The following is a 25,530-nucleotide window of genomic DNA, read 5'->3' on the forward strand; positions in this document are numbered from 1 at the left end:
GCGCCGTATATACTGTGGTAAACAATCGAGGTGATTGCATGGACGCGATATTGAAAGTGGACCGAGTGTCCCAGACCTACCAAGCGCACAACGGCGAAGTGACTGCCATTGAAAATGTCAGCTTTCAGGTAAAAGAGGGCGAGTTTATCAGCATCGTCGGCCCCAGCGGCTGCGGCAAATCGACCCTCCTCTCCATCATAGCGGGGCTGGAGCAGCCCACCCACGGCACCGTCAGCATCGAGGGCGAGCCGGTGAGCGGCATCAGCGGACAGATCGGCTACATGCTGCAAAAGGACAATCTGCTGGACTGGCGCACCATCTGGCGAAACGCCACCCTGGGGCTGGAGATCCGAGGGATGCTGGACGAAAAAAGCCGGGAGCGGACCATGAAACTCCTAAAGACCTACGAGCTCTACGAATTCCGAGACAAGTACCCCTCGCAGCTCTCGGGGGGGATGCGCCAGCGGGCGGCCCTGATCCGCACTTTGGCGGTCAATCCCCAGATCCTATTGCTGGACGAGGCCTTCTCCGCCCTGGACTACCAGACCCGGCTGACGGTGACCGACGACATCTACCGCATCCTCAAGAAGGAGGGCAAAACCACCCTGATGGTGACCCACGACATCCCCGAGGCCATCAGCATGTCCGACCGGATCATCGTCCTCTCGGCCCGGCCCTCGGTGGTCAAGGCGGTGCACCAGGTGGAGTTCGACCAGCCCGACCTGCCCCCCCTGCAGCGGCGCAACAACCCGGCATTCAGCCGCTACTTCAACCTGATTTGGAAGGAGTTGAACCAATGATGACAACCACTGCGGCCATCTCCAAAGAGCGGGCCGTCTACCTGAAAAAAATTCGGCGCCGGAAGGTGAACATCCGGCTCTGCCAGGTGCTCATCCTGGTTTTTCTTTTGGCCCTGTGGGAGGTGTTGGCCCGCGTCGGCGTCATCGACGCCTTTGTCATGAGCCAGCCGTCCCGCATCGTCAAGACGCTGATGAACGCGTCCAACAACAACCTGGCCCTACATATCGGCGTCACCTGCTACGAGACGCTGATCGGCTTTTTGCTGGGCACTGGGTTGGGGGTGGGGCTGGCGGTCCTGCTCTGGTGGTCCCCCTTTCTCTCCAAAGTCTCCGAGCCCTATCTGGTGGTGCTCAACTCCCTGCCCAAAATCGCCCTGGGCCCGGTCATCATCATCTGGGTGGGGGCGGGCACCCAGGCCATCATCGTCATGGCCCTGGCCATCTCCCTCATCGTCACAGTGATGGAGATGTTAAACGGCTTTCTCAACACCGACAAGGAGACCATCAAGATGGTGCGCACCTTCGGGGCCACCCGCTGGCAGCTCTTTTCCAAGGTGGTCTTTCCCTCCAACCTGCACACCCTCTTCAACTCCCTCAAGGTCAACATCGGCCTCTCGCTGGTGGGGGTCATCGCCGGCGAGTTCTTGGTCTCCAAGGCCGGGCTGGGCTACCTGATCGTCTATGGCGGCCAGGTCTTTCAGATGGATCTGGTGATGACCGGCGTCTTCATTCTGGCGGTGGTGGCGGCCCTGCTCTACCAGTGCGTCGTCCTGCTGGAAAAATGGGTCGACCGGCGGCTGCAACACACCGCGTGAAAAGGCGGTGCGTCCCCCTCTCCGACCGAGCAAACGGCGGGCAGATCCCTGTGAGAGGGGATCTGCCCGCCGTTTTTGTCCCTTGCCGCACCGGGCGGGGGGAAGCCCCGCCTCCCCTGCCCCCGGTGGCGCGGTGCCCAAGCGGCAGGGCCGCGGGCGCACCAGCTAAAAGGAGAACTCCGCCCCCCAGTCAAAGTCGCCGCTCTCCTCCACGCTGGCCGGCCAGTGGGCGCACCAGTCGGGCACGCCCGGGGCCCCCACCCGGTCGAGGCTGGACAGATAGGGCTTGATGTCGAGCACCGGGCTGCCGTCCTCGGCGTCCAGGTAGTCCAGGGCGAGGACGCCCCTCTCCCGGTCTATCCCCAACACCCCCGCGCAGGAGAGGGCGATGGGGTTGGGCCGCTGGGGGGAGCGGGTGGCGAAGGTGCCCAGCAGGGCCGGTCCGCGCCGGTAGGGTGCCTCCTCGGTGCGGCTGGCGCGGGAACGCGCGTCCTCGCAGCCGGAAAACCACCAGAGGATCTGCAGGTGGGAAAAGCCCTCCAGCCCGGCGAGGGCGGGGCGATAGGGCGGCGCCACCTCCAGGCGAAAGGCGCCGCTCTCGGCGCGGACAACGCCGATGGGCGACAGGGTCAGATGGGTTGCATTTTGCACGGTCATTTCCTCCCAATTCGTTTTTGAGCAGCGCCGCTACTGCCAGTATAGCGAAGTGTGGGAACACTACAACCCCCTTTTCAAAAAACTCCTCCCTGCACCGCGACATGCCAAAGAAGGCGGCCGTGGCAGCGGACCGCCAAGGGCCGTATCTCTCCCCCACCCAAACGGAGCCCCTTTCACAGCTGTGAAAGGGGCTCCGTTTTTTCTCTCTAGCGCGGCCGCCGCCTGCCCAGGTAGCGGCAGACCCGGCTGCGGTAGCGGGTGTAGGCTGGGCCAAAGGCGGCGGGGAGAAAGGCCTCTTCCTGCAAGATCTGCAGGTGCAAAAGCACCGCCGCCAGGCAGGAGAGGGCGAGGAGGAGGGGGTTCCAAAAGGCCAGCAGCAGCCCCAGATAGGTCAAGTCAAAACCGAGAAAGGCCGGGTTGCGGCTAAAGCGATAGATGCCGGCGGTGACCAGTTCGGTCTCCCCCTCCCGGGGGATGCCCGCCCGCCAGCTGTCGCGCATGGTGTAGACCGAGGCGGCAAACACCCCGACCCCCGCGGCCGCCAGCCCCAACCCCAGCCAGCGCAGCCAGGTGGGGGCGCTGTTCCAGTCGGCCAGGGCGCAGGCCGCCTCGGCCAAGGCCACGGCGCAGGTGACCCCCTTCAGCAGCAACTCGGTCCAGAAGAGCCGCCCCCTCTTGTTCCCCCGGGCCATCTGGTCGGTGCGGATCCCCCGCCTGCGCTGGGCCAACATCTTGCCCAGGTAGACACCGTAAAAGGCCGCCAAGATCGCCAGGGCGGCAATTTGAATGGCCATCCCCTCTCCCCCTCTCTCCCGCCCCCCTGCAGAGGGGCGACCGGCAAAGCGCCGCTATTGTCCAAACGTCGCCTCCTCTCCCCCGCACCGGGGGGGCAATTTGCGGCGGAGGGCACCGCGATATCAGCGTTCGCACTTCCATCTACATACCCGTGTGGGATGCGACGCACCGAACTGGTTGCGCCGCACCAAGTGCGGCAAATTTCGATCCGCCCCCCTCGCGTGGGAGACGACGCCTCTCTCCACCATCGCGCCCTTGCTCTCGAAATTTCGATCCACGCCCCCGCGTGGGGGACGACCCGCCATCCAGGGAGTAGGCAATCAGCAGGATTTCATTTCGATCCCCACCCCCGCGCGGGGAATTGTCGAAGGCACAAGACCCACACCCCGGCACCATGTTTCGATTTGCCCCTCCCGCAGAAGGAGACATCGCCGGGCGATGCGCACACCGGCAGTTTGGGCATTTTAACCTACCCTCCCGCGGGAGACAGGAACAGCGAAAAGGCTTCCGCCGCCGGCAAAAAATCCTCCTCCCCCCCAGCCAGGAGAGAACTGTCCCGCACACCGCAGGCCCCGGCCGCATCCCAGCCGTTTTGCCCGCCCGTCCCGCGGAGGAGCGAGACCATGGACGCGCAAATTGCACGCACAGCCGACCGCTCTTTCGACCCACCCCGCGCAGGAGAGAGCCCCCCTTCCCGGTCATCGGTTTCGCCGGGGTGCCATTTCGACTCACCCGCCCCGCGCAGGGGAACGACTCGCCACCCGCCCGCCGGGCGGCAGCCGCGGACATTTCGATCCACGTCCCCCCGGGGCGACCGCCTACCCCCTCTTCTCCCGGGGCTTGCGGCGCAACTTGAGGGTCACCCCCTGGCGGGCGGCTGCCCCCTCCAACAATTCCACCGCCAGCGCGGCCCGCTCCTTGAGGGGCTGCCGGGGCGATGTCTCCTCCCGCAGCCGCGCCAGCGCCCGGCGGATTTCCCCGCACTCCAGCAGGTTGCAGGCCAGGCAGAAAAAGGTCTTGCGCCGGCCGTCGTTGTAGCCGGCCAACAGCTCGTCGAGGGCGGCCCGCCGCTCCTCCTGCTCGGCGCGAAAGGCGGCGGCACCGCTCCCCCGCACCCGCTCCAGGTTCTCCCGCCGGTTGCGGTGGGTGATAAAGGAGTCAAAGGGCTCGGGCTGCGCGTACCGCCGGCAGGGGTACTCGTCGCAGAGGGAGCAGTAGGCCACCCCGCCGTGCTCCCCACTGCAGCGGGCAATGGCGCAGGGCTGGTTGCCCGGCCCCCCGCCGCAGCCGGGGCAGTGGCCGCCCAGCTGCATCGGGCAGAGGCCACAGCACAGCCCACAGAGGGAGAGCAGCAGGTCCTCTCTGGCAAAATCCTTCACGGCGATCGCTCCTTTTTGGCGCCCCGGCGGGCGGATGTCTGTACCAAAAAGGATACTCCCTTTTCCCCCAAAGGACAACCAATTGGCCAATTTTCCCGCCAAAAGGGGAACCCCGGGGCCCATTTTTACATAGACTACGTCGTAACCCCGCTTCACAAATCCAACAGGAAAGGGAGATACATAGTATGCAGAAAAAAAGCTGGCAAACCCGCACCGCCCGCCTGGCCGCGGGCACCCTGGCAGCCGCCCTGGCGCTGGGCGCCTTCACCGGCTGCGGCGAGAAGAAGGGCGAGGGCGACAAGGCCCTGACCAAGGTCACCGTCAACGAGGTCACCCACTCGGTCTTCTACGCCCCCCAGTACGCCGCCATCAACCTGGGCTTCTTCGAGGAGGAGGGCATCGACATCGACCTGTCGGTGGGCCAGGGCACCGACAAGGTGATGACCGGCGTCCTCTCCGGCTCCATCGACGTGGGCTTCGGCGGGCCGGAAGCCGCCATCTACATCTACAACGAGGGCAAGGAAAACTACAGCCAGGTCTTTGCCCAGCTGACCAAGCGGGACGGCTCCTTCCTGGTGGGCCGGGAGAAGGACGACAACTTCAGCTGGTCCAAACTCAAGGGCACCACGCTGCTGCCCGGCCGCAAGGGCGGCGTCCCCTACATGACCCTGGGCCACGTCCTGCGCCAGAACGGCCTCATCCCCGGCACCGACCTGACGCTGGACGACAGCATCCAGTTCTCGGCCATGGCCGGCGCCTTCACCGGCGGCAACGGCGACTATGTCGCCCTCTTCGAGCCCACCGCCTCCATGCTGGAGAAGGAGGGCCGCGGCTACATCGTGGCCTCTATCGGCGAGGAGAGCGGCGAGATCCCCTACACCGCCTACTTTGCCAGCAAGGACTTCATCGAGAAAAACCCCGACCTGGTGCAGCGGTTCACCAACGCCGTCTACAAAGGCCAGCAGTGGGTGCAGAGCCACAGCGCCAAAGAGGTGGCCGAGGCCATCGCCCCCTCCTTTGCCGACACCGACGTGGAGCTTTTGACCACCGTGGTGCAGCGCTACAAGGACATCGACGCCTGGTCCACCGACCCGGTGATGGAGCGGGAGTCCTTTGAGCGGCTGCAGGACGTGATGACCGAAGCGGGCGAACTCAAGCAGAAGGCCGACTACGACAAGCTGGTCAACAACACCTTCGCCGAGACCGCCAAGGCAAACGGCTGACCCCTCGGCAGATGCGCTCTCGCCCCCTTTTCCCCGCACCGTGCGGCCGGATGGGGCGCAGAGAAACGAGAGACAGGCGGAGAACTCCGCCTGTCTCTCGTTTTGCCCGTCCCCCACTCCCCCCGCCATTCGGCCCGGGACGCGTCCCCCGCGGGCAAAGGAGGGGGGGCAGGCGCAGCCGACACCCCGCCGGCCGGCAGGTGCAGGCGGGGCGGACAGCTTGCACCCCTCGCCCGGGTCCTGTGCAGGGGCCAAAAAAACGCCGCCGCCAGCGCGGGCCTCCCCCCTGTCCCACACCTCTCTGCAGGAGCGCCGTCCCCCCGCGAGCGGAGGCCTCCGCCCGCCCCGCCGCAGACCCCAGTCACACCGCCCAAAAACGCGGTCCCCCGGCCAGAGATCTTTTCCGTGCCCCCATTCGGCGACCGCCCGGCCGAAAGGGCTGCCCCCGCAGGTCGTCCCCACCCCCTCGGCCGCCCTCCGAAAAAGAGCCGGACAGAGCAAAGGGCAAAGGGCGAGGGCAAGGGCAAGGGAAGGGCGGGAGCAACGGCAAGGGGAACACTCGCCCCAAAAATCGCTCCCCTGCCGGGGCCGTCTGCACCGCCCAAGGCACCCGCCCCCGCCGCAGATATCCCGTTTTGGGGGATGCGCTCTCCCCCACTCCGCGGCGGCCCCTCTCTCCACTGCCCCCCTTCCCAAGGCGTTATAGGCACCCGCCGTCCTCTCCCCCGTCTCCCCAGGTCCGCCGCGCCCTCGCCAGACCGCCGCATCCCCCCAAAAATTGCCCCTTCCCCCGCAAATCAAAAAGCAATTTATCTGAATGAATATCATTCATTGACAAGTTCGGCCGAATGTGCTATCCTGTAGAGGCAGAAAGGGGGCGAGGCAGATGCCGCGCGTCAGCAAGGAGCCGGAGGAGCGCCGCAGGGAGATCCTCGACACCGCCATCGAGCTGTTTTACAAAAAGGGGTTCTCCCACACCTCCATTTCGGACATCGCTCAAAAGGCGGGCATCTCCCAGGGGCTGTGCTACCGCTACTTCCCCTCCAAAGAGGCCATCGCCGACGCGGCGGTGGACCGCTACGCCCAGATGCTCCTGGACAAGACCACCCCCGTCCTCTGCGCCCCCGACCGCACCCTGCGGGAGAAGCTGCGGGACACCCCCAGCGTCCTGGAGACCGAGACCGACGACAACTTCTACTACAAATTGGCCCACGCGGCCGAGAACAGCGCCGTTCACCAGCAGGTGATCGCCCGGCTCTCGGCCCTGCTGGTGCCCCTGGTGGCCCAGCAGATCCGCCTGGCCAACGAGCGGGGCGAGACCTGTATCGCCGACCCTGAGACCGCCGCCGACTTCTGCATCTACGGCCAGCGGGGGGTCTTTCTCCGCCAGGACATCAGCCGGGAGGAGAAGATCGCCCGCATCGCCGCCTTCCTCGGGCAGATGCTAAACCTCTCTTGACCCCACCCCTCACCCCACGTCCCTCCGCCCTCGAAAGAGGGCATTGATTTGGCCCTATAAGTGAATGATATTCATTCACTATTTTCAGAAAGGAGTTTTTCTGTGTCTACGACCATCGACTTTGCAGGGGAAAAGACCCTGCCGGCGCTGCTGAAGATGTCGCTTCCCATGATGGCAGCCACCTTTTTGAGCATGGCCTACAACCTGGTGGACAGCCTCTGGATCGGCAACCTGCTGGGGGAGGAGGCCATGGCCGCCCTCACCTCCTCCACCCCCGTCATCCTGCTGCTCAACGCCATCGCCATGGGCACGGCGGGCGGGGGGAGCATCCTCCTCTCCCAGGCGGTGGGGGCGGAGGACAGGGCGGCCAGGGAGCGGCTGTTGAGCACCTCGTTTTTCGCCTCCCTGGGCCTCTGCCTGCTGCTGACTGCGGGGAGCGAGGCCCTGTTGCCCCTGCTGCTGCGGGGGCTGGGCACCCCGGCGGACATCCTCCCCCTGGCCCGGGACTACCTGGCCGTCTACCTGCTGGGCTACCTCTCGGTCTTCCTCTACAACTACTTTGCCGCCGTGCTGCGAAGCTATGGCAACACCGCCTTTCAGGCCATCGCCATGCTCCTCTGCACCCTCCTCAACGCGGTGCTCGACCCCCTCTTCATCCACTGGCTGGGCTTTTCGGGCGCCGCCGTCGCCACCGTCACCTCGCAGATGACCGCCCTGGCCATCATGCTCGTCTACCTGGCGCGCAAACGGCTGTTTTCCTGCCACATCCGCCAATTTGACCGCGGCCTCCTCCTCTCCCTGTGCCGAAGCGCCCTCCCCTCGGTGGTGCAACAGGGCGTCCCCGCCGTCAGCACCGCCTTTCTCACCGGGCTCGTCAGCGGCTACGGGGTCTCGGCCATTGCCGGATACGGGGTGGCCTGCAAGCTGGAAGTCGTCCTCCTCTACCCCGCCGTCTCCCTGAACATGGCCCTGACGGCCATTGTCGGCCAGTGCGTCGGCGCCGGGCGGCCCGACCGCGCCCGGGACTACCTGCGGGCCTCTCTCCTCTTCGGCAGCGGGCTGCTGGCAGCCCTCACGGCGGTGGTGCTCCTCCTTGCGCGGCCGCTGGCCGCCCTCTTCCTCTCGGGGGAGGCGGCCGTCTCCCTGGCCGCCCGCTACCTGCTGGTGGTGGGGGTGGGCTATCTCGGCAACGGGCTCGCCAACTGCTTTTTGGGGGCCGTCAACGGGGCGGGCCGCCCGGGGACGGGGATGCTGCTGACGGCCCTGTACCACCTGGGCGCGCGCATCCCCCTGGCCTGGCTGGCCAGCGCCCTGGGCTTCGGCCTCACCGGCATCTGGTGCGCCGTCCTCGCCGGCCACCTGGTGGCGGCAATCTCCACCCAGATGGCCGCCCGCCGCCTCTTGTGGGGGGAAGGGGCCCCTTCCCTGCCGGCAGCGGCGAAAAAGTAGCCGCCCTCACCGGGAGAGGCCGCCCTCACTCGCACACAAAAACTCGCCCGGCTCAGCACAGAGACCGGCCTTCGAACAAAGGCCGGTCTCTGCATATTTTTCAGGGGGGAATCCCCCTATTTTCGCCCCATGAGGGCCAGATTGGGGGCCAACATCACCCCGCAGACCAGGGCGCAGAGGAGCAGTCCCCCCGCCGAGACCCGGGCCGAAAGCAGGGCCCAGATGCCCAGCGCCAGCCCGGCGACGCCCGCCAGGGCGGCCAGCAACTGGGTCAGCCGGCGCAGGGCCGACAGCTGTATCCGCTTCAGGGAAATCCCCTCCTCTCTCCGCTGTATCCCGATACCCTACTCCAGATTGAGCTTTCTGGAGAGGATGAAGTTGGAGCCCACGTAGAAGCAGCCGCCGAAAAGGACGTTGAGGCCGATGGAGAGGGCAAAGACCATCCGCAGGAAGCCGGCCATCTGCCCCAGGGGGACGTCGCCGAAGAAGTCCAGCCCGGTGAAGAGGCAGGCGATGAGCAGCGCCACGGTGGAGATGCTCTGGATCACCACGTTGAGGACCAGGTAGGCCCCCACCGAGGTGAGGATCCGGTGGCCCCGCCCAAACTGCCCGATGGAGATGGAGAGGTAGCACATGAGGTTTGTCACCACCAGCGAGACCAGGACCGTGAAGATGGTCCAGAGGAGGAGTTCGCTCATCCCCATCCCCAGTTCGCCCTTCATGGCGGCATCGGCCATCCGCAGGGCGTCGGGCAGCTTGCTGATGATGCCGTGTCCGACCCCCATCAGCAGCAGGGAGCCCACCGCCACCAGACAGGTGCCCACGCTCCAGACGGTGGAGACCACCGTCTTTGCCAGCAGGTGGGTGCCCGCCTTGACCGGCAGGGTGAACATCAGGTAGCCCTCATCGCAGATGAGGTTTTTGTAAAAGCGGGAGATCACCACAAAGAAGGAGAGGGCGAAGGCCGCCACCATCAGGGCCACATAGGCGAAGATGAGGACCCCCTGGGCGAACTTGAGCACCGGCAGCTTGCCCTGCAGCGTCAGCCCCAGGTTGACCACCCCGCCCATGAGCAGCAGTGCCCCGTACACCGGCAGCAACAGCCGACCGGTGGCCTTGAACTCGTATTTGATCAGTTTCCCTAACATCTGAATTCCTCCCTGAACAGCTGGTCCACCGACACGCCCCGGCTCTCGCGGATGTCGTCCACCGAGGACTGCAGGACCATCTGGCCGTTTTTGATGAAGACCACCTCGTCGAGCACCTTTTCAATGTCCGAGATCAGGTGGGTGGAGATGAGGACGGTGGCGTTCTCGCTGTAGTTCGAGATGATGGTGTCGAGGATGTAGTCCCGGGCGGCGGGGTCCACCCCGCCGATGGGCTCATCCAGCAAGTAGAGCTCCGCCTCCCGGCTCATGACCAAAATCAACTGCACCTTCTCCTTGGTGCCCTTGGACATGGTCTTGAGCTTGTCTTTGAGATTGATGCCCAGGCGGGCCAGCATATCCCGCGCCTTGGCCTCGTTGAAGTCGGGGTAGAAGTCGGAGAACATCTCCAGAATGCCCTCCACCCGCATCCAGTCGTTGAGGTAGGTGCGCTCGGGCAGGTAGGAGACGATCCGCTTGCTCTCCACCCCCGGGCGGTGTCCCCCCACCAGCAGTTCCCCGGCGGTGGGGGTCAACAGTCCGCTGACCAGTTTGATAAAGGTGGTCTTGCCGCTGCCGTTGGGCCCCAAAAGCCCCACGATCTTCCCACGGGGGATCTCCAGGGTCAGCCCATTCAGGGCCAGCTTGTAGCTGTAGCGCTTTTGCAGCCCCTGGCAGCTGATAATGGCGTCTCTGTTCATCTCACTCCATCTCCTTTTCCGCCCGCTCCAGCAGGGCAATGACGTCCTGCCGGGAAAGGCCCATCTCACTCATCTTCTTCAAAAATATCTGCACCTGCTCGGCGGCCAACTGCTCTTTCATCTGTTCCAGCCTCTCTCTGTCGTCGGTGATAAACCGGCCTGCGGTGCGCTGGGCGTACACCAGGCCCAGCCGCTCCAACTCCCCCAGGGCCTTTTGCATGGTGTTGGGGTTGACCGCCGCCTCGGCGGCCAGGTCCCGCACCGAGGGGAGCTTGCCCCCCGGCGGATAGACGCCGGTCAGGATCTGCTGCTGCAGGGTCTCCACCAGCTGCAGGTAGATCGGCCGGTCGCTCTCAATTTTCCACATATCCCCGCTCCTTTCCACCCATTGTACCACTGTACTAAGTCGTTAATACAATAATACACTCTTGTGAATCATCTGTCAACCTCTGGGCGCAAATCATTTTATTTTTTTAAAGGGAGCGGTTATCCCCCCTCCCCCACAGCAGGCACCTCCCGCTCGACCCGGCCTCCCCCCTGTTTCTCCCTGCGGCCGCGCTCTTTTGGCCGCGCCTGGGCAATCGCCAGGTCAAACCAGCTGTTCTCCCTCCCAGCGCAACCCCACTTTAAAAGAAGGAGTGCCAAAACAGCGAAGAGACAACGGCCGCAAACCCTCCAACCGCCGCGGCGCCGGGAGGGGGGAAAACGGCCCACGTGCAACACGCCGCCCCTTGCAAGGCAGGGACATCAAGGCCGGACAAACAGCTGCAGAGCACAAACCCAGTCGCCCTCTCGGCGTCCAACTCGCCCGCACAGCAGCCGGCTTTTTCCCCCTCCCCGCGGCAAAAAGGGCGCTATAGCGCTCCCGCAGTCAAACCGAACTCCAAAGCACAAAAAGGCGCGGGGAAGGGCGGAGACTCCTTTTTCCCCCTCTTCCGCCCACCGCCCAGCGAAAACCCGCTCCCCCCCTTGGCGACCCAATCCCTTCCCCAGCGCGAGCCATTTTTCGCACCTGCAAAGCGATGCGGCGGCGCTGGGCGCTGGGGGCCGCCCTGCACCCTGCCGCCCGGCGCCGTTCCCCCCCTGCTTTTGCAATTTTCCGCCGCTGGAACAGCCTTTCCCCAAGCCCTCTTGGTGGACTTTCAGGCCGCCCCTTCAACCCCTACGCGAAATCAAGAGGAGGCGAGGGCCGCGCCCCACTTCCCCGGCCAAGCGGCCGCGCCGCCAGGGCAAAAAAAGAGCCCCGCCTCCATGGGCAGGGTCCTCTTAAAAGGCAAGTTTTTCCGCCGGCTACTGCGCCGGCTCCCGGGGCGGGTGGGAGAGGTCCCAGTCGATGCCCTGGCCGTAGTGCTGCTGCAAAAAGGCGTTGGCCTTGGAGAAGTGGCGACAGCCGAAAAACCCCCGGAAGGCCGAGAGGGGGCTGGGGTGGGGGGCCTGCAGGATCAGGTGCTGGGGCCCCTTGATGAGGGGCACCTTGGAGCGGGCGTCGGCCCCCCAGAGCAAAAAGACCATGGGCGCCTCCCTCTCCCCCAGCTTTTCGATCACCGCGTCGGTGAACTGCTGCCAGCCCAGGGCCCGGTGGGACCCCGCCTGCCCCCTGCGCACGGTGAGGCTGCTGTTCAAAAGGAAGACCCCCTGCTCCGCCCAGGGGCCCAGGTAGCCGCTGGGCGAGGGGGGGATGTCCAGGTCGTTCCAGAGCTCCTGATAGATGTTTTGCAAAGACGGGGGCAGCGGCACGCCGGGGGGGACCGAGAAGCTCATCCCCATGGCCTGGCCCGGGCCGTGGTAGGGGTCCTGCCCCAGCAAGACCACCCGCACCCGCTGGTAGGGGGTCATCAAAAAGGCGCGAAAGACGCTCCCCTGCGGCGGATAGACGGTGGCGGTGCGGTACTCCTGCTGTACCCGCCGCACGAGTTCCTCAAAATAGGGCTTGGCAAACTCGCCCTTTAACACCTGGCTCCAATCGCCCAATTTTTCAAACACCGGCGTCCCTCCCCTGCCGCCCCAACGCCCCGGGCCGGCTGCGCTTTTCTGATCCCTATCTTACCACAGGGGAGGCGGGGCTGTCCATTCCCCGCCGCCGGCGATTGTTAAGAGAACCTTCATAAAAACGCCCGGGCCGCCGTTTGCCTTTTTGCAGAAAATGTCGTATACTAGTTGCCATGTGTAAACCCTGTATCGCGCGCACAAGGAGGTACAGCAGATGGCAAAACCCATTCGCGGAGACGATCCGTTTAACATCTTGGACTTAGACGACATCCCCAAGCCGGGGCGGGACATCCCGGCCCGGCCCGCCCCTCGCCCCCACTCCCCCAACCTGTTGGAGGAGGACGAGGTCCCCTCTCGCACCGGCAAGGGCGAGGAGAAAAAGAGCGCCGCCCCCCGCCGCGCAGCCGGCCAGGGGCAGGAAGCGGACAGGAATGGAAGGGAGGCGTCCAACATGGGCAAAAAAGAGCCGAAACGGAAGAAAAACGGCAAGAAAAAGATGAAGCTCTGGCTGAAGATCCTCATCCCCGTACTGGTGGTGCTGGGGATCGCGGGAGGCACCGCCGCCTATGTCCTGATGGACATCGCCGGCAGCTACGACCCGGTGGAACTCAACGAGGCCGAGCTGGGCTTTGACTCGGTGATCGACAAAAACGTCAAGAACATCGCCCTCTTCGGCGTCGACAGCCGCAACGGCCTCCTGGACAAGGGCACCCGCTCCGACTCCATCATCATCCTCTCCATCGACAAAAACCACAACAAGGTCAAGCTCTCCTCCATCATGCGGGACGCCTATGTCAACATCCCCGGCCGGGGGATGGACAAGATCACCCACGCCTACGCCTTCGGCGGGGCCGAGCTGGCCGTTCGCACCCTCAACGAAAACTTCGATCTGGACATCACCGACTTCGCCACCGTGGACTTTGCCAACATGGCCGAGATCGTGGACGCCGTGGGCGGGGTGACCATCGACGTGAAGGACAACGAGGTGGACAATCTCAATGCAAGCGTCAGAGAGCAGGCCGAAGCCACTGGGAAACCGGCAACGTACGTGAAATCGGGCGGCACCCAGACCCTCAACGGCATTCAAGCCGTCGCCTACTCCCGCATCCGCTATGTGGGCAACGGCGACTTCGAGCGGACCGAGCGGCAGCGCACCGTCCTAATGCAGCTGTTCAACAAGGCCCTGGCCATGAACCCCACCAGGTACCCCCAGCTGGCCAAAGACCTGCTGGGGCTCACCAAGACCTCCCTCGACTTTGGCACCCTGATGGGCTACGCCCCGATGGCCCTGCAAAAGCCCACCATGGTGACCACCCGCTTCCCCACCGATTCGGACTACAAGGGGGAGAAGATCAACGGCACCTACTACATGACCTTTGACGACGCGGTCACCACCCAGAAGCTGCACGACTTCATCTACAACGACATCATGCCCAGCTGAGGGCACTTTGAGCAACGGCGCTCTCCTCGCCGCCTGACGGCGGCAAAGGGGAGCGCCGCTTTGCACACTGATTTCACCGGGCAGCCCCCCGCCCCGGCATAGGGCGCGGCCATTCTGCCCATCTTATCTGCAAAAGGAGTGATGTTTCATGTCACAACCGACCGTGCTCTTCACCCTCCCCTACGGGGATGAGGCCTTTGCCCGGGTGGAAAAGCTGGGCTACAAGGTCCTCTACATCGACGAAAAGCGGCTCCCCGAAGCGGCGGCCCCCCTGGCCATGGCCGCCCGGGAGGCCGAGGTGCTGGTGGGATACGACCCCTTTCCCCACCTCTCCCTGGCCGACTGCCCCCAGCTGCGGCTCATCCAGCTGGTGAGCGTGGGCTTTGACCACCTGCCCCGGCAGGAAATCGAGTCCCGCGGCATCGCGGTGGCCCACAACGCGGGGCAGACCAAGATCCCCATCAGCGAGTGGGTCCTCTTTCAGCTGCTGGAAATCTTTAAAAACGCCCGCCTCTTCCTGCGCCAACAGGCGGAACACCGCTGGCAGGTGCAGACGGACATCCTGGAGCTCTGGGGGAAGACCGTCCTCTTTTTGGGGGCGGGGAACATCGCCAGCGAGACCGCCAAGAAGTGCAAGGCCTTTGGCTGCACCACCCTGGCAGTCAGCCGCAGCGGCCGCCCGGCAGAGGGGATCGACCAGGTCTCCCCCATCGGCCAGCTAGAGGCCCTCCTCCCCCGAGCGGACGCCCTGGTCTGCACCCTGCCCGCCACCCCCGCGACCCACCACCTGCTAAACGGGCCCCTGCTGCAAAAGACCAAGCCGGGCTGCGCCCTGGTCAACGTCTCCCGCGGCTCGGTCATCGACACCCAGGCCCTGACCCTTCTCGCCGCACAGCACCACTTTCGCGGGGTGGCCCTGGACGTGTTCGAGGAGGAGCCGCTGGGGGTGGACAGCCCCCTCTGGGACCTGCCGGGGGTCTACATCACCCCCCACAACGCCATCTTCTCGGACAACTGCGACGGCCGCATCTTCGAGATGGTCTGCCAAAACCTAAAGGCCTACGCAAAGGGGGAGCCCCTGGCCGACCTGGTGGACTTCTCGCGGGGCTACTGATACAAAGGGGCGCGCCCTTTTTTGCCGCCCTCCGCTTTACAAAGGGCCCCATAGGCGCTATGATGGGGGCTGACAAGCAGTGGAGAGGGGGCACAGCGATGGGCGCGCGGGGAAAGATGTTGGCGGCAATGGCCGTCTTTGGCAGCATTGGCGCCTTTGTGCGGGCCATCCCCCTGCCCTCGGCGGAGATCGCCCTCTGGCGGGCGGCGATCGCCACGGTCGCCATCGGGGCGGTGCTGCTGGCGCGGCGGCGCCCCCTCCCCCTGGCGCAGATCAAGGGGGAGCTGCCCCGGCTCCTCCTCTCCGGGGCGGCCATGGGATTGAACTGGATCCTGCTCTTCGCCGCCTACCGCTACACCTCGGTCTCGGTGGCGACCTTGAGCTACTACTTCGCCCCCTCCCTGGTGGTGCTGGCCTCCGCCCTCCTCTTTCGGGAGCGGCTGACCGCCCGCAAGGGGGTCTGCTTTCTCCTGGCCACCGGGGGGATGGCGCTGGTCATCGGCACACAGGGCCGCAGCGCGGGCGCAAACGACCGGCTGGGCATTGCCCTGGGACTGGGGGCCGCCGTGCTCTACGCGGCGGTGATCCTGCTCAACAAGGGCATCCGCTCGGTGAGCGGGGTGGACCGGACCCTGGTGCAGTTCGCCGCGGCCATCCTGGTGCTGGCACCCTACCAGCTCCTCAGCGGGGGCTTTCACCTGGGCGCGCTGGACCCCGCCGGCTGGGCGGCGCTGCTGGCGGTGGGTCTGGTGCACACCGGGGCGGCCTACTGCCTCTACTTCTCGGCCCTCAAGGAGCTGCCGGGCCAGACCGCCGCCCTCCTGAGCTACCTGGACCCGCTGGTGGCGGTGGGGGTGTCGGCCCTCTGGCTGGGGGAGGCCATCGGCCCCTGGCAGCTGGTCGGGGGCGCGGTGGTGCTGGGCTGCTCCCTTTTCAGCGAACTGGGCGGGGGCAAGGACAGCGAGGGCGAGGGCAAGAGCGAGGCCCCCTGACGCGCCCTCGCGGGGCGCAACTGTCTCCCCCCGCGCATCCCCGCAGAGCGCGACCGCGCACCTCGGCGACGATTCTGGCGATATCGATCACTTCTCCTCCCGCCCCCACATTTGAACCAAAGCCACCAGTGAAACGGGGGATATACTCCCCCCCTAAAAGGGCACTGCCCAGGCTCCGCCCCCAAGGGGCGTCGGGATTTTAGGGCTGCCTTCCACCCACTGCCACCGGCAAGCCGGCGATCCGGGACACCGTCTCGTGCCCCTACCCCCGAAGAGCGCCCTTCTTTATTGCGCTCTTGGCGCCCATCCTTTCGGAAAGTCCTATGCCAAAGCCAATTTGTTTCTCGTACAAAATCCTATCTTTTTAGCATTCTATCTACAACTAAAAAAGGGACCCGCCGGAGCGATACCGGCGGGTCCCTTTCCATCTGTTGTCTCTCACTGGCTGTTGCTGCTTATAAAGGGCGTCAGGGCGCTGGCAAACCCGCTGACCGGCATGGTCTGCAGGGTGACCTTGCCCGGCCCGGTGATGACGGTGTTGAAGAGCCCCTCCCCGCCAAAGAGGACGTTTTTGACCCCCTTGACCGACTGGATGTCCAGCGAGCAGGTCTCGCTCATCATGGCCAGGTTGCCGGTGTCCACGACGATGGACTGGCCGGGGCCCAGCTCGTACTCCACCGCGTAGCCGTCGACCTCTACAAAGGCCATGCCGGAGCCGGAGAGCTTCTGCATGATAAAGCCCTCGCCGCCGAAGAAGCCGGCCCCCAGCTTTTTCTTGAAGTGAACCGACAGCTCCACCCCCGACTCGGAGGCCAAAAACCCAGATTTCTGGACGATCACGCTGTTGCCCGGGGTGATCGGCACCGCGCGGATGGAACCGGGAAAGCTGGAGGCAAAGGCGATCATCCCCGCGCCGCCCAGGGCGGTGTAGCGGTTTTGGAACATGGCCTCGCCGGCAAACATCCGCCCAAAGGCCTTGCCCAGCCCGCCGCCGGAGGTGGTCTCCATCTTCATGTTGGGGCTCATCCAGCTCATGGAGCCCCGCTCGGTGATCATGGTCTCCCCCGGCTGCAGGTCACAGACCACCACCGGCAGGGGTTCCCCTACGATTTTATACTGCATTCACATCTCCTCCTCTATATCTGGGGAGGCGTCCCAAGGGCTGCGGCCCCCCTTTTCTTGAGTATACCTGCTCGGAGGGAGAAGGGCAACTGTTTTTCTGCGCCTGCCCACAAGTGACCGCTCCGGGCACTTTTTCACCAATTTCGCATCTCCCAACTCCATATTCCCAAATGGGCGGTGAGGGAGGTGTAACGGGCATTTCGCTGTTCCTGGGAGGGGTCCGCGTTGATCGCGGCAACAAGGGCGTCCAATGTGGGGCCAACCTCTCCCAAGCGCCGATTTCCCAACTCCTTCCAGTCGGGAGTCGAAAGCCCCAACTCCTCTGCCCGCTGCGCTATATAGAGGAGGCGGGCATACTCCAATACCTGGAGTTTTTGAGCCACATTCAAGCCCTGGGCCGCATAGACCAAATCCCTGTCGAGAGAAAGCCTCTCTGCCGACCAAGCACTCCCCTCCTCCAGGGGAAAGGCCCCTTCATCCAGTGCCTCCAGCGCTTTTGTCTCCAATTGTTCAAACGTCAGGTTCTCCACTACCTCCCGATAGTACTCCCACTGCAACATTTGCTGAGATGCAACTTCTGTGCAGAGCTCCCTGCGGAAGGTGTCGTGGAGGGTCCGTCCGGTGTATTTCGCCGGTGCGCCGTTCCAGAGGAGCATGGTCAAAGACCCCGTGGAGGTGTCCATGTTGGCAGAGAGGTCCAATACCGGGTCTTCCCCCTCTTTAAACGCATTGTACCGCTGCGTTTTGAGAACAATTTCGTAGTAGTCGAGAACCGCCTTTTGTTGATATTCATCCCGGATCTTGCTGTCGTAGATGGGAACAGCCCCTAGGCTTGCCAGCTCAGCATACTCGCGATAGGGCTCACTGCCAGGAACAAGGTCAATGCCATTCCTCGAGAGCAGATCAGAGGCCAACTTCTGCGCCTCCCGATACGTATAACTGGTTTTCTGCGGCTTTACTGCCTGGTAAAGCCCCCACCCTCCCAGCAGCGAGGCCACAACGAGTCCAGCAACCCATCGGCGGCGGTGGGGGCCATAAAACACCAGTCGAATGGCGCCGCCTACCCTGTCGGTCCCACGGCGAACTGCAGAAGAGCACCAGACGCCTCCGGCCACTGCGAAGAGCGCCCCCATCCCCAGCGCCCAAAGGGCTTTGGGAAATACCGTTTCCCAGCTCAGAGGAAAATCATAGAAATAGAGATTCCAGGTGGCGGTGGAGCCCACGTGGATAAAAAGGCTGGAGAGATGATATCCCAGGCATAGAAGAAGTCCCGGCAAAGTGGTGTGGAAGAGCGAAACGCAGAGGACAAAAAGTGCCTCTAACATCCAAAAATGAGCCGCGTAGCGCAGAAAGATCGCGGCTGCTTCGCCCAGGTAGGGACGATAGAGAAAGAGGAGCGGGGCAATCATCAAAAGGGAATGCGCCCAGACGAGAAGGGCCTCGCCCGGCAAACTGTATCGCCCATTCTGATAGACTGAAAAGAGCTCCTCTGCTCCGGTGTCGTACTTTTCTCGAAAGAATAGGTAGCTGTACCAGATGATGACAAGGGGAAAAAACTGCTCCGTCAGGTTGCGAACAAAGGGAAAAAAGGCATCTTCAAAGTAGAGTTCCCCTATCAAAGACATCTTTCTAAAGTGCACCATGGCTGGCAGCAATAGATAACACAAGATCCAAGGGGCAAAATAGCGCCCTTTCATATTTTTAAAGTTCAGCCAAGAGAGCTGCCATCTGGCCGCCATGACGACACCTCCCTTACCAGTGAAAAGTAGCCATCTTCCAAGTTGGGTGCGACCGCCTGGCAAGGTTGGGGCTCTGATGAGAGGATCCGGATCCACTCCTCTCCACCCTCTTCAAAAATATTTTCCAAGCTCCAGTCGCCGACCAAATTTTTTTGCAGATTGCGGGGCAGGCAGTAGACAAGCCCCTGCGCGCACCGGCAAATCGCCTCTTTTTTCCCCGAAGCAAGCAGCCTCCCCTGAGAAATCACCAAAATGTGATCACAGACCACATCGATATCATCCACGATATGGGTGGAAATGAGAATGGTCCGCCCCCCTTTCACCTCCGCAACGATATTTTTGAAACGCATCCTCTCTTCTGGATCCAGGCCGGCCGTAGGCTCGTCGAAGATAAGGAGAGGGGGATCTCCCAACAGAGCTTGCGCGATCCCCAAGCGGCGGCGCATCCCCCCAGAAAGAGCGCCGACCTTTTTCTTCTCCTCCCCCAAAAGATTGACTACCCGCAGACAGCGGTTCGCCTCCTCACTCCACTGCCGTCGAGGGATTTTTTTAAGGGCGCAAAAATAAGCAAGCACCTCCCTACATGTCAATTCGTGGAAGAAGTCAAAACTCTGGGGGAGATATCCACAGTGGGCGGATAGGGAATGGTGTTTTCCCATCTTTTGACCGTCCACCAAAATGCTTCCCCCACTGCATTCATAGCGCCCGAGAAGGCAGCGCATCAGGGTCGTCTTCCCCGCGCCATTCGGGCCCAAAAGTCCATAGACACCCGTGTCGATGGACAGGGTGAGTCCGTCCAGCGCCCTCTTCTTCCCAAAGCGCTTGCTCACGTCTTGAAGTTCAATCTTCAAAATGTCCCCCCCCTCCCTCTATTGACACAGAGGATAAAAACCGACTTTCCAGTTCGGCAAAGAATTGGGCAGAGGTGCGCTTGTCCTCTTCATCGGTGAGATATCGATAAACCTGACGATAGACTGCCGGCTCTCCCCACCGCCCAGTTGCCTGTAAGAGCCGGTAATTGGGATTGCCGTCTGAGGGGTCTCGCAAAGCAGTGGCGCGAAAGACATCTGGGTCTTCAAATTGGGCGCGCAAAGCTTGCCAGAGCAGATGCTTCTGCCGCAAGCTTTCAGGATCGTATCCCTCAAGCATCATTTCCGCCGTGATATCCTTCCCCAAATACTCAAAAATTGGCCGCAACTCCGCACGCGTTTCAAAAAGAGCGGTGGCAGCGTAGGGGCTGTATCTGGGGTCCAACAAAAACCAGTGGTCCGAAAAAGGATATGCCGGATCGCCCGCAGGGACCGTTTCCCCCACCTGAAACACCTTGCGGGGCCGCTTTAAGTCGTTGGCCGCACCGCACCAGTCGCAGAGGCGGGCGTAGTCCTCGTAAACATCGCCGGCAGTGCGCCTCTGATTGGCTGCATCAAATGCCTTGACCCCAAAACTCGGGTCCTCTCCCAGCACCGGAACAATGGGGGTGACCACCGCTATCCCGTCCTCCTGCCTCTCCTCGATCAGCCCGGCAAAGAGGGAGACCGACTCGCTTTCACCCGCAAAACAGCTGTCGCCGCCAGTTGGCAAAAGGCTGCAATTGAGATTGGGGGCGTCCGTGTGAACGGTCACTTCAAACTGTTTTTGCGACCGATCGATGGGCGTCATAAAGCCCAATCCGTCGTTGACCACCTTCTCTCCCGGCATGGGGTAAAAGGGGAAGTATCCCGGCAAAAAAATCCCCTGTCGGTTGCTGTAAAACATATCGCCACTGCCGGAATAGGAAAAGCGGAAGGCGGTCGTCCCAGAAACAACAGGAGAAAATCGGATCCAATCCCCCTCCTGTTCCCAAGACAACTGGTTTCCCAGATGGTCGGTAAGCGTTTGCAGGTGGTAGCCCCGATAGAGGGTAAAAACATACTCCTCCTGTTCCTGCGCATCGGAAAGCGTCACCGTCACATCGGCGTGCAACTCTCGGTCGATCTTTAGCTCCATCTGGTATCCCTCGACCGAAAATTTTGCCGGTACCTCCTCCCTCTCCTCAGAAGACAGATTTCCAATTTTGGACAGAGCGGTCTCTAAATTGTATCCATAGTACAGATAACTTCCGCCCCGACTGTACTGCCACAGAGAAACCCCCGTCAACACCGCCAGCAGGGCAGCTGCCGTCTTTCCCTGCCACCTGCTTGCAGGCAGCGCGCGCAAGGCCCAAAAGAAGAGAAAAAGTGCGATGGAAAACCCGATGCGATCCCAGCGGATCGCCTCGTTGGGAATGCCGTAGGAAGGGAGGTCAAAGCGCACGATTGGGGTTCGCAGCTGGATGTGAAACAGGTCCAAAAGCGGGGAGAAATTGGTATCGGGAGATGAAAAACTGCTCAATACCATCTGGGGAGCTGGGGAAAAGAGGATCGCTGTTCCCAAAAGAGTTACCGTACCCGCAGTCGGAGACAGCCAGATGCCGATGGCGCTCCCCGCAGAAATCCCCAACAACCCCACCAAAAAGAAGTCCAGCACCGTCACCTTTAAGAGGTGGAGAAGGAGCAGAGAACTGGAAACGCCCATTTTCGCATAGGCGATGAGAGGATAGAGGAAATAATTACAGGAGACAAGCAGGCAAACGCTGACCATAACCGCCAGTTGGCAGCACTCCTGTCGGGCCCGCACACCGTTGCCTTGCCCCAGCGACTCCCCCACCTGGCGGCCAGCCGTCTGCACGCAAAAAAAGGAGAGGAAGAGAAAACCGAGAAAGAGGATGAGGTTGGATGGGATGTCGTTTTGCAGCATGGCCAAAGGCTCTCCATACTGGTGGAGAGAAGAAACCCCCAACGCATTGACAAAGAGAAAAAGAGCCAAAATGGTCGCCAGCGGTATCGGGGAGCGGACCAACCGTTTTAAATTGCATTTATACAGTTCCCACACCAACAATCCCCTCCTTCACCATAATCGAAAGGGAGGCGACTGAATTAGTCGCCTCCCTTCCCAACAATCTAGTTCGTCGTCAGCCGACAAACTGCACTACTACCAGAGTATGCACAATACCCCGCTGTCCGCCATCTGGTCCACAGACCGCTGCTGCTGCCACTAAAGTTTTTAGTGGTACCGCTTCCAGTTGTATCGTATACACTTGTTGATCCGCCATTTATCCCATTATTATATTGAAAATATCCATACACCGTACTAGCCCTTGGTCCACAAGAAATATAGCCGTAGCAACTGGTGGCTGTATCTGTTGTATAAGAACCATACGTCATACTCGTTGTATAAATATTTGCAGTAGATGTCTGTCCACTTGCAAAGGCCGGGACAATCGCACCTATTGCAATTGCCGCAACCGCCAGAAGGGCGATAACCATCTTTTTTATCTTTGTAATAGTAACCTCCAGAGCGCAATAAGCTCAAACTACTTGGTCACCCTACTCATTCCATTTTTTTAAAACACCGGAATCCCCCCCAATATAAAAACTAATATTTTAAACATAGTATATATTTTTTATTGTCTATATTGTACTCTTATAAAATAGCAATTTCAATTGTCAATAAACACAACAAACCATTCAGTAAACTGTTACAGCAAATTATTAAAAAGCATTGTTTTCGACGCAATTCGACAACAATGTGATTTGTTTGCTTTGTAACAACAAGCCGCCCCCGGCCTTTGGTTGGCCGGGGACGGCTTGCTTTCCGAGACAGAATAGGGTGCTTACTCCCCCATGATCCGCCGGCGCTCGTTGCGGTAGAAGCACTCGGTCGCCGGGTCCAGGGGGCGGGGGTTGTCGGGGTCCTCCTGGGGGATGGGAGGCCGCGAAACAGGGCGGTCTTCCTCGGTCTTGGCACAGCCGCAGTGGGGGCGGAAGCTGTTGTGTTCAAAGGTGTTGTCCTCACAGGGGAGGTGCTTGCCACAGCGGCCGTTTAAGTTGTAGGAGCAGTCCCGCTCGTCACAGTAGATGCGGGGGTAGCAGATGTAGCTGCAGTCGCAACACGCGCCGCAGGCAAAGAGGCTCTCCCCCCGAAAGCTGCCGCAGCCGCAGCCGCTGGTGATGCTGGTCTCCACCGAATCCCCGTCGGTGCCGCCGCTGAACCCGCCGGCGCCGACACAGCCGCCGCCCTCGCTGCGGCCACAGCCGTTATAGGCGTTACCCGGCTCGCCGCCGGCGTCACAGCCGCAGCCCGTCTCATTTCCGCAGCCCTCGTCGCAGTGGGGGCAGCAGCTGGTGCAGCCGGTGTCGCCGCAGCCGCATCCACAGCCACACCCGCAGCCGGTGCCGCCGGTGTTGCCGCCCGTCCCGCCGGTGCCACCCGTTCCACCGGTACCGCCGGTGCAGCAGTCGCAGGTGCAGGTGCAAACGCACCCACAGCCGCCGCCCGTCTCGCCGCCGGTAGTACCGGTGTCACAGCCGGTGGCGTCGTCGCCACAGCAGAAGGCGTCGCAATCGCAGTACTCGCTGCACAGGCAGTGCTGCTCGCAGTCGCAGCCGGAGCACCCGCTGGGCTGGCCGCCGCTGCACCCGCAACCACAGCCGCAGCCACAGCCGCCACTCTCCCTGCCGGTCTGGCCGCTGCAGTGACAGAAGGAGGCGCAGTCGCAGTACTGGCTGCAGTCACAGCACTCGTCGCAATCGCCGCCGGTCTCCCCACCGGTGCCGCCGGTCTCGTCCCCACAGTGACAGACGCCGTTTTGGTCCCAGTAGCCGTGGCAGTACCCGTTTGCATCCAGGCAGCCGCTGCCGCCGGTCTCTCCGCCGGTGCCCCCGGTCTCGCCGGTCTCGTCCCCGCAGTGACAGACGCCGTTTGCGTCCCAGTAGCCGTGGCAGTACCCGTTTGCATCCAGGCAGTCGCTGCCGCCGGTCTCCCCGCCGGTGCCGCCGGTCTCGCCGGTCTCATCCCCGCAGTGGCAGACGCCGTTTTGGTCCCAGTAGCCGTAGCAGTACCCGTTTGCGTCCAGGCAGCCGCTGCCGCCGGTCTCCCCGCCGGTGCCCCCGGTCTCGCCGGTTTCATCCCCACAGTGGCAGACGCCGTTTTGGTCCCAGTAGCCGTAGCAGTACCCGTTTGCGTCCAGACAGCCGCTGCCGCCGGTCTCTCCGCCGGTGCCCCCGGTCTCGCCGGTCTCGTCCCCGCAGTGGCAGACGCCGTTTTGGTCCCAGTAGCCGTAGCAGTACCCGTTTGCGTCCAGACAGCCGCTGCCGTCGGTCTCTCCGCCGGTGCCCCCGGTCTCGCCGGTGGGACAACCGCACCCACAGTCGCAGTCGCGCGCGGGAACCGGCGCGGCCGGAACAGCGTCCCGAACGCCCCATTCGCTTGCAACCGGGGCAGATCCCGGTTTTTCCGCCCGCGGGGCCTCCGGCGCCAGTTCCTGGGCCGAGTAGTAGCGGTCAAAGCCCGCCTCTTCGGCCGGGCGCTCCGCCTCTTGCAAAATGTCGTCGAGCTCCTTGTCGGCAGCCCGCTTGTAAAAGCGGTCCCGGTCGCCAAAGCTCTTGATCTCATCGTACACGCTCAACAAGAGTGAGCGCATCTTCCCGCCCTGCCCCGGGTGGCGGGCGGAACTCTCTCCGGCCAGGGCATAGGCCAGCGCAGGTCTCTGGAAAAACGGAATCATAGCAATCACCTTTTTCAAAGATTGGGGTTCACTCCCTGCCCGTAGTCTATTCACATCCGCCCGCCGCGGTTCCCCCCGAAAAGGGGGCAAAAGGGGGTCGCCCCCCCTTTTTTCGCTTGGCGACGCCGTTTGTAGTTCTTTTGAAACCTTTGTTTCCATTTTGTAATCTGTTGTAACCAATTCTTCACTTGATTGTAAGCGGCCAGTAGTTTTATTTCTGCGGCGATGTAGTATACTGAAAGTACAGAAGAAAAGACGAGCGGCGCAGCCGCCGGTTTCAAAGGAGGTCGCAAAGATGAAAAAGTTGATTGGTCTGCTCACAGCGCTGTTGGTGATCGGCTCGCTGGTCGCCATTGCGGGGGATAAGCCGACGGACCGCTTTTACTCTGGCGGCAGCCAGATGACATCTGCCTGCGACCTGCGGATCTAGCACCCCATTTTTCCATACCTGACCCGGTGGGAGGGAGTCGGCGCACGCCGCTCCCTCCCACTTTTTCTCCCCTTCGGCCGGTCCACAGGGGGCGCGCCGGCCCTTGCCAAGTGAGAATTTTGTGGTATACTCGTAAAGAGAGCGAGGGCAAACTGGCCCCGCCGGTCTGAAACTGCGAGGTGTACCTTTTGAAGTCCAAACCATTTATCATATCCATGGCCCTGTTGGGGGTCATCCTCATCGCCTCGGCGGGGGGGCTGCTGTTCAAGCCCAGCCAGTACGAGGGGTTGATGGTGGTGGTGGAGCACGACAACAAAAACATCCTGGAGATTCCCCTCAACGGGGAGCCGGCCACCTTCACCGTCAAGGGGGAGAACATGGAGCAGCTCGACGAGAACGGCGAGCCCATCCTCAATGAAGACGGTTCCACCAAGACCTACAACACGGCCACCTTGGTGCGGGACGAAAACGGCGTCAAGTTTGTCGATTCCAAGTGTCCCGACCACCTGTGCGAGCAGTACGGCTACATCAACAAGGTCGGGGAGTCGGCCATCTGCATGCCGGCGCTTTTGTCTGCTACCGTCGTAGAAGAGTAAAATGGGAGAACGGGCCCGCGGGAGACCGCGGCGGCCGTTCTCTTTTTTTGCGGGCTTTTGCGGCCCGCGCCAGCGCCGCCCCGGCAAACAGAGGGCGGCA

The 25,530-nt window shown here is 62.5% G+C and carries 23 protein-coding genes; 10 read left to right on the top strand and 13 right to left on the bottom strand.

Features of this window, described 5'->3' with window-relative positions; translation table 11 throughout:
- Nucleotides 1-38: 38 nt before the first annotated feature.
- Both KQI11_RS08880 and KQI11_RS08885 read left to right on the top strand, forming a co-directional pair.
- Nucleotides 39-800 (top strand): ABC transporter ATP-binding protein, encoded by a 762-nt coding sequence (locus KQI11_RS08880; RefSeq protein ID WP_185916245.1) that lies wholly within the window; start codon nucleotides 39-41, stop codon nucleotides 798-800.
- Nucleotides 797-1,615 carry an ABC transporter permease gene (locus KQI11_RS08885; RefSeq protein WP_021660676.1) on the top strand — a complete coding sequence of 273 codons (819 nt, stop codon included), beginning with the start codon at nucleotides 797-799 and terminating at the stop codon, nucleotides 1,613-1,615. The genes KQI11_RS08880 and KQI11_RS08885 overlap by 4 nt, the downstream gene beginning before the upstream one ends.
- Nucleotides 1,616-1,780: 165 nt before the next feature.
- Here KQI11_RS08885 and KQI11_RS08890 read toward each other — a convergent pair whose 3' ends face one another.
- From KQI11_RS08890 to KQI11_RS08900, 3 genes are all read right to left on the bottom strand, one after another.
- The gene (locus tag KQI11_RS08890) at nucleotides 1,781-2,266 is read right to left on the bottom strand and encodes an SAM-dependent methyltransferase (RefSeq protein ID WP_353653956.1); all 486 of its coding nucleotides are present in this window, start codon (nucleotides 2,264-2,266) and stop codon (nucleotides 1,781-1,783) included.
- A gap of 212 nt (nucleotides 2,267-2,478) precedes the next feature.
- Nucleotides 2,479-3,066: a methyltransferase family protein gene (locus tag KQI11_RS08895; protein WP_216401869.1), complete on the bottom strand. Its 588-nt coding sequence runs from the start codon at nucleotides 3,064-3,066 to the stop codon at nucleotides 2,479-2,481.
- A gap of 819 nt (nucleotides 3,067-3,885) precedes the next feature.
- Nucleotides 3,886-4,446 carry a DUF3795 domain-containing protein gene (locus tag KQI11_RS08900; protein WP_216401870.1) on the bottom strand — a complete coding sequence of 187 codons (561 nt, stop codon included), beginning with the start codon at nucleotides 4,444-4,446 and terminating at the stop codon, nucleotides 3,886-3,888.
- 185 nt (nucleotides 4,447-4,631) lie between these two features.
- Between KQI11_RS08900 and KQI11_RS08905 the strand changes: the two genes are divergently transcribed.
- The 3 genes from KQI11_RS08905 to KQI11_RS08915 all read left to right on the top strand — a co-directional run bounded on the left by KQI11_RS08905 (nucleotide 4,632) and on the right by KQI11_RS08915 (nucleotide 8,577).
- The gene (locus KQI11_RS08905; RefSeq protein WP_216401871.1) at nucleotides 4,632-5,669 is read left to right on the top strand and encodes an ABC transporter substrate-binding protein; all 1,038 of its coding nucleotides are present in this window, start codon (nucleotides 4,632-4,634) and stop codon (nucleotides 5,667-5,669) included.
- 886 nt (nucleotides 5,670-6,555) lie between these two features.
- The gene (locus tag KQI11_RS08910) at nucleotides 6,556-7,128 is read left to right on the top strand and encodes a TetR/AcrR family transcriptional regulator (RefSeq protein WP_185916250.1); all 573 of its coding nucleotides are present in this window, start codon (nucleotides 6,556-6,558) and stop codon (nucleotides 7,126-7,128) included.
- 102 nt (nucleotides 7,129-7,230) lie between these two features.
- The gene (locus tag KQI11_RS08915) at nucleotides 7,231-8,577 is read left to right on the top strand and encodes an MATE family efflux transporter (protein ID WP_353653957.1); all 1,347 of its coding nucleotides are present in this window, start codon (nucleotides 7,231-7,233) and stop codon (nucleotides 8,575-8,577) included.
- 116 nt (nucleotides 8,578-8,693) lie between these two features.
- Here KQI11_RS08915 and KQI11_RS08920 read toward each other — a convergent pair whose 3' ends face one another.
- The 5 genes from KQI11_RS08920 to ung all read right to left on the bottom strand — a co-directional run bounded on the left by KQI11_RS08920 (nucleotide 8,694) and on the right by ung (nucleotide 12,406).
- Nucleotides 8,694-8,843 (bottom strand): hypothetical protein, encoded by a 150-nt coding sequence (locus KQI11_RS08920; protein ID WP_216401872.1) that lies wholly within the window; start codon nucleotides 8,841-8,843, stop codon nucleotides 8,694-8,696.
- 78 nt (nucleotides 8,844-8,921) lie between these two features.
- A complete protein-coding gene (locus tag KQI11_RS08925) occupies nucleotides 8,922-9,725 on the bottom strand; it encodes a hypothetical protein (RefSeq protein WP_185916252.1) in 804 nt (267 codons plus the stop codon).
- A complete protein-coding gene (locus KQI11_RS08930) occupies nucleotides 9,719-10,423 on the bottom strand; it encodes an ABC transporter ATP-binding protein (protein WP_185916253.1) in 705 nt (234 codons plus the stop codon). Before KQI11_RS08930 ends, KQI11_RS08925 begins: the two co-directional genes overlap by 7 nt.
- Before the next feature lies 1 nt (nucleotide 10,424).
- Nucleotides 10,425-10,790 carry a GntR family transcriptional regulator gene (locus KQI11_RS08935; RefSeq protein ID WP_044993078.1) on the bottom strand — a complete coding sequence of 122 codons (366 nt, stop codon included), beginning with the start codon at nucleotides 10,788-10,790 and terminating at the stop codon, nucleotides 10,425-10,427.
- A 923-nt stretch (nucleotides 10,791-11,713) separates the two neighbouring features.
- Nucleotides 11,714-12,406 carry a uracil-DNA glycosylase gene (gene ung, locus KQI11_RS08940; RefSeq protein ID WP_216401873.1) on the bottom strand — a complete coding sequence of 231 codons (693 nt, stop codon included), beginning with the start codon at nucleotides 12,404-12,406 and terminating at the stop codon, nucleotides 11,714-11,716.
- 220 nt (nucleotides 12,407-12,626) lie between these two features.
- On the opposite strand from ung, the gene KQI11_RS08945 reads away from it, so the two are divergent.
- From KQI11_RS08945 to KQI11_RS08955, 3 genes are all read left to right on the top strand, one after another.
- Complete coding sequence (locus KQI11_RS08945) at nucleotides 12,627-13,853, top strand: LCP family protein (protein ID WP_216401874.1); 1,227 nt, start codon at nucleotides 12,627-12,629, stop codon at nucleotides 13,851-13,853.
- A 148-nt stretch (nucleotides 13,854-14,001) separates the two neighbouring features.
- On the top strand, nucleotides 14,002-14,967 hold the full coding sequence (locus tag KQI11_RS08950; RefSeq protein WP_216401875.1) for an NAD(P)-dependent oxidoreductase: 966 nt from the start codon (nucleotides 14,002-14,004) through the stop codon (nucleotides 14,965-14,967).
- Nucleotides 14,968-15,065: 98 nt separating this feature from the next.
- Nucleotides 15,066-15,959 carry a DMT family transporter gene (locus KQI11_RS08955; protein WP_216401876.1) on the top strand — a complete coding sequence of 298 codons (894 nt, stop codon included), beginning with the start codon at nucleotides 15,066-15,068 and terminating at the stop codon, nucleotides 15,957-15,959.
- Between the two features lie 438 nt (nucleotides 15,960-16,397).
- Here KQI11_RS08955 and KQI11_RS08960 read toward each other — a convergent pair whose 3' ends face one another.
- The 5 genes from KQI11_RS08960 to KQI11_RS08980 form a co-directional block, all read right to left on the bottom strand.
- Entirely contained in the window at nucleotides 16,398-17,081 is a 684-nt protein-coding gene (locus tag KQI11_RS08960) for a TIGR00266 family protein (RefSeq protein ID WP_216401877.1), read from the bottom strand.
- Between the two features lie 134 nt (nucleotides 17,082-17,215).
- Entirely contained in the window at nucleotides 17,216-18,820 is a 1,605-nt protein-coding gene (locus KQI11_RS08965; protein ID WP_216401878.1) for a hypothetical protein, read from the bottom strand.
- Nucleotides 18,790-19,671 carry an ABC transporter ATP-binding protein gene (locus KQI11_RS08970; protein ID WP_185916260.1) on the bottom strand — a complete coding sequence of 294 codons (882 nt, stop codon included), beginning with the start codon at nucleotides 19,669-19,671 and terminating at the stop codon, nucleotides 18,790-18,792. The genes KQI11_RS08965 and KQI11_RS08970 overlap by 31 nt, the downstream gene beginning before the upstream one ends.
- Nucleotides 19,661-21,730: a hypothetical protein gene (locus tag KQI11_RS08975; protein ID WP_216401879.1), complete on the bottom strand. Its 2,070-nt coding sequence runs from the start codon at nucleotides 21,728-21,730 to the stop codon at nucleotides 19,661-19,663. The genes KQI11_RS08970 and KQI11_RS08975 overlap by 11 nt, the downstream gene beginning before the upstream one ends.
- Before the next feature lie 781 nt (nucleotides 21,731-22,511).
- Nucleotides 22,512-24,320, bottom strand: a complete 1,809-nt coding sequence (locus KQI11_RS08980) for a hypothetical protein (RefSeq protein ID WP_216401880.1) — start codon at nucleotides 24,318-24,320, stop codon at nucleotides 22,512-22,514.
- A 379-nt stretch (nucleotides 24,321-24,699) separates the two neighbouring features.
- Between KQI11_RS08980 and KQI11_RS13305 the strand changes: the two genes are divergently transcribed.
- Together KQI11_RS13305 and KQI11_RS08985 are read left to right on the top strand one after the other, a co-directional pair.
- Nucleotides 24,700-24,834 (top strand): hypothetical protein, encoded by a 135-nt coding sequence (locus KQI11_RS13305; RefSeq protein WP_286172680.1) that lies wholly within the window; start codon nucleotides 24,700-24,702, stop codon nucleotides 24,832-24,834.
- Nucleotides 24,835-25,022: 188 nt separating this feature from the next.
- Nucleotides 25,023-25,430 carry a NusG domain II-containing protein gene (locus tag KQI11_RS08985; protein ID WP_185916263.1) on the top strand — a complete coding sequence of 136 codons (408 nt, stop codon included), beginning with the start codon at nucleotides 25,023-25,025 and terminating at the stop codon, nucleotides 25,428-25,430.
- Nucleotides 25,431-25,530: the final 100 nt, after the last annotated feature.

The sequence above is a fragment of the Acetanaerobacterium sp. MSJ-12 genome, assembly GCF_018917875.1.
Classification (GTDB): Bacteria; Bacillota; Clostridia; order Oscillospirales; family Ruminococcaceae; genus Bittarella; species Bittarella massiliensis.

Bases quoted from the DNA above. Each gene is read 5' to 3' on its own strand.
- KQI11_RS08885 (WP_021660676.1), top strand. From the start codon at position 797: ATGATGACAACCACTGCGGCCATCTCCAAAGAGCGGGCCGTCTACCTG.
- KQI11_RS08955 (WP_216401876.1), top strand. From the start codon at position 15,066: ATGGGCGCGCGGGGAAAGATGTTGGCGGCAATGGCCGTCTTTGGCAGC.
- KQI11_RS08960 (WP_216401877.1), bottom strand. From the start codon at position 17,081: ATGCAGTATAAAATCGTAGGGGAACCCCTGCCGGTGGTGGTCTGTGAC.
- KQI11_RS08905 (WP_216401871.1), top strand. From the start codon at position 4,632: ATGCAGAAAAAAAGCTGGCAAACCCGCACCGCCCGCCTGGCCGCGGGC.
- KQI11_RS08930 (WP_185916253.1), bottom strand. From the start codon at position 10,423: ATGAACAGAGACGCCATTATCAGCTGCCAGGGGCTGCAAAAGCGCTAC.
- KQI11_RS13305 (WP_286172680.1), top strand. From the start codon at position 24,700: ATGAAAAAGTTGATTGGTCTGCTCACAGCGCTGTTGGTGATCGGCTCG.
- KQI11_RS08945 (WP_216401874.1), top strand. From the start codon at position 12,627: ATGGCAAAACCCATTCGCGGAGACGATCCGTTTAACATCTTGGACTTA.
- KQI11_RS08980 (WP_216401880.1), bottom strand. From the start codon at position 24,320: ATGCGCTCACTCTTGTTGAGCGTGTACGATGAGATCAAGAGCTTTGGC.
- KQI11_RS08925 (WP_185916252.1), bottom strand. From the start codon at position 9,725: ATGTTAGGGAAACTGATCAAATACGAGTTCAAGGCCACCGGTCGGCTG.
- KQI11_RS08935 (WP_044993078.1), bottom strand. From the start codon at position 10,790: ATGTGGAAAATTGAGAGCGACCGGCCGATCTACCTGCAGCTGGTGGAG.
- KQI11_RS08965 (WP_216401878.1), bottom strand. From the start codon at position 18,820: ATGGCGGCCAGATGGCAGCTCTCTTGGCTGAACTTTAAAAATATGAAA.
- KQI11_RS08895 (WP_216401869.1), bottom strand. From the start codon at position 3,066: ATGGCCATTCAAATTGCCGCCCTGGCGATCTTGGCGGCCTTTTACGGT.
- KQI11_RS08910 (WP_185916250.1), top strand. From the start codon at position 6,556: ATGCCGCGCGTCAGCAAGGAGCCGGAGGAGCGCCGCAGGGAGATCCTC.
- KQI11_RS08950 (WP_216401875.1), top strand. From the start codon at position 14,002: ATGTCACAACCGACCGTGCTCTTCACCCTCCCCTACGGGGATGAGGCC.
- KQI11_RS08880 (WP_185916245.1), top strand. From the start codon at position 39: ATGGACGCGATATTGAAAGTGGACCGAGTGTCCCAGACCTACCAAGCG.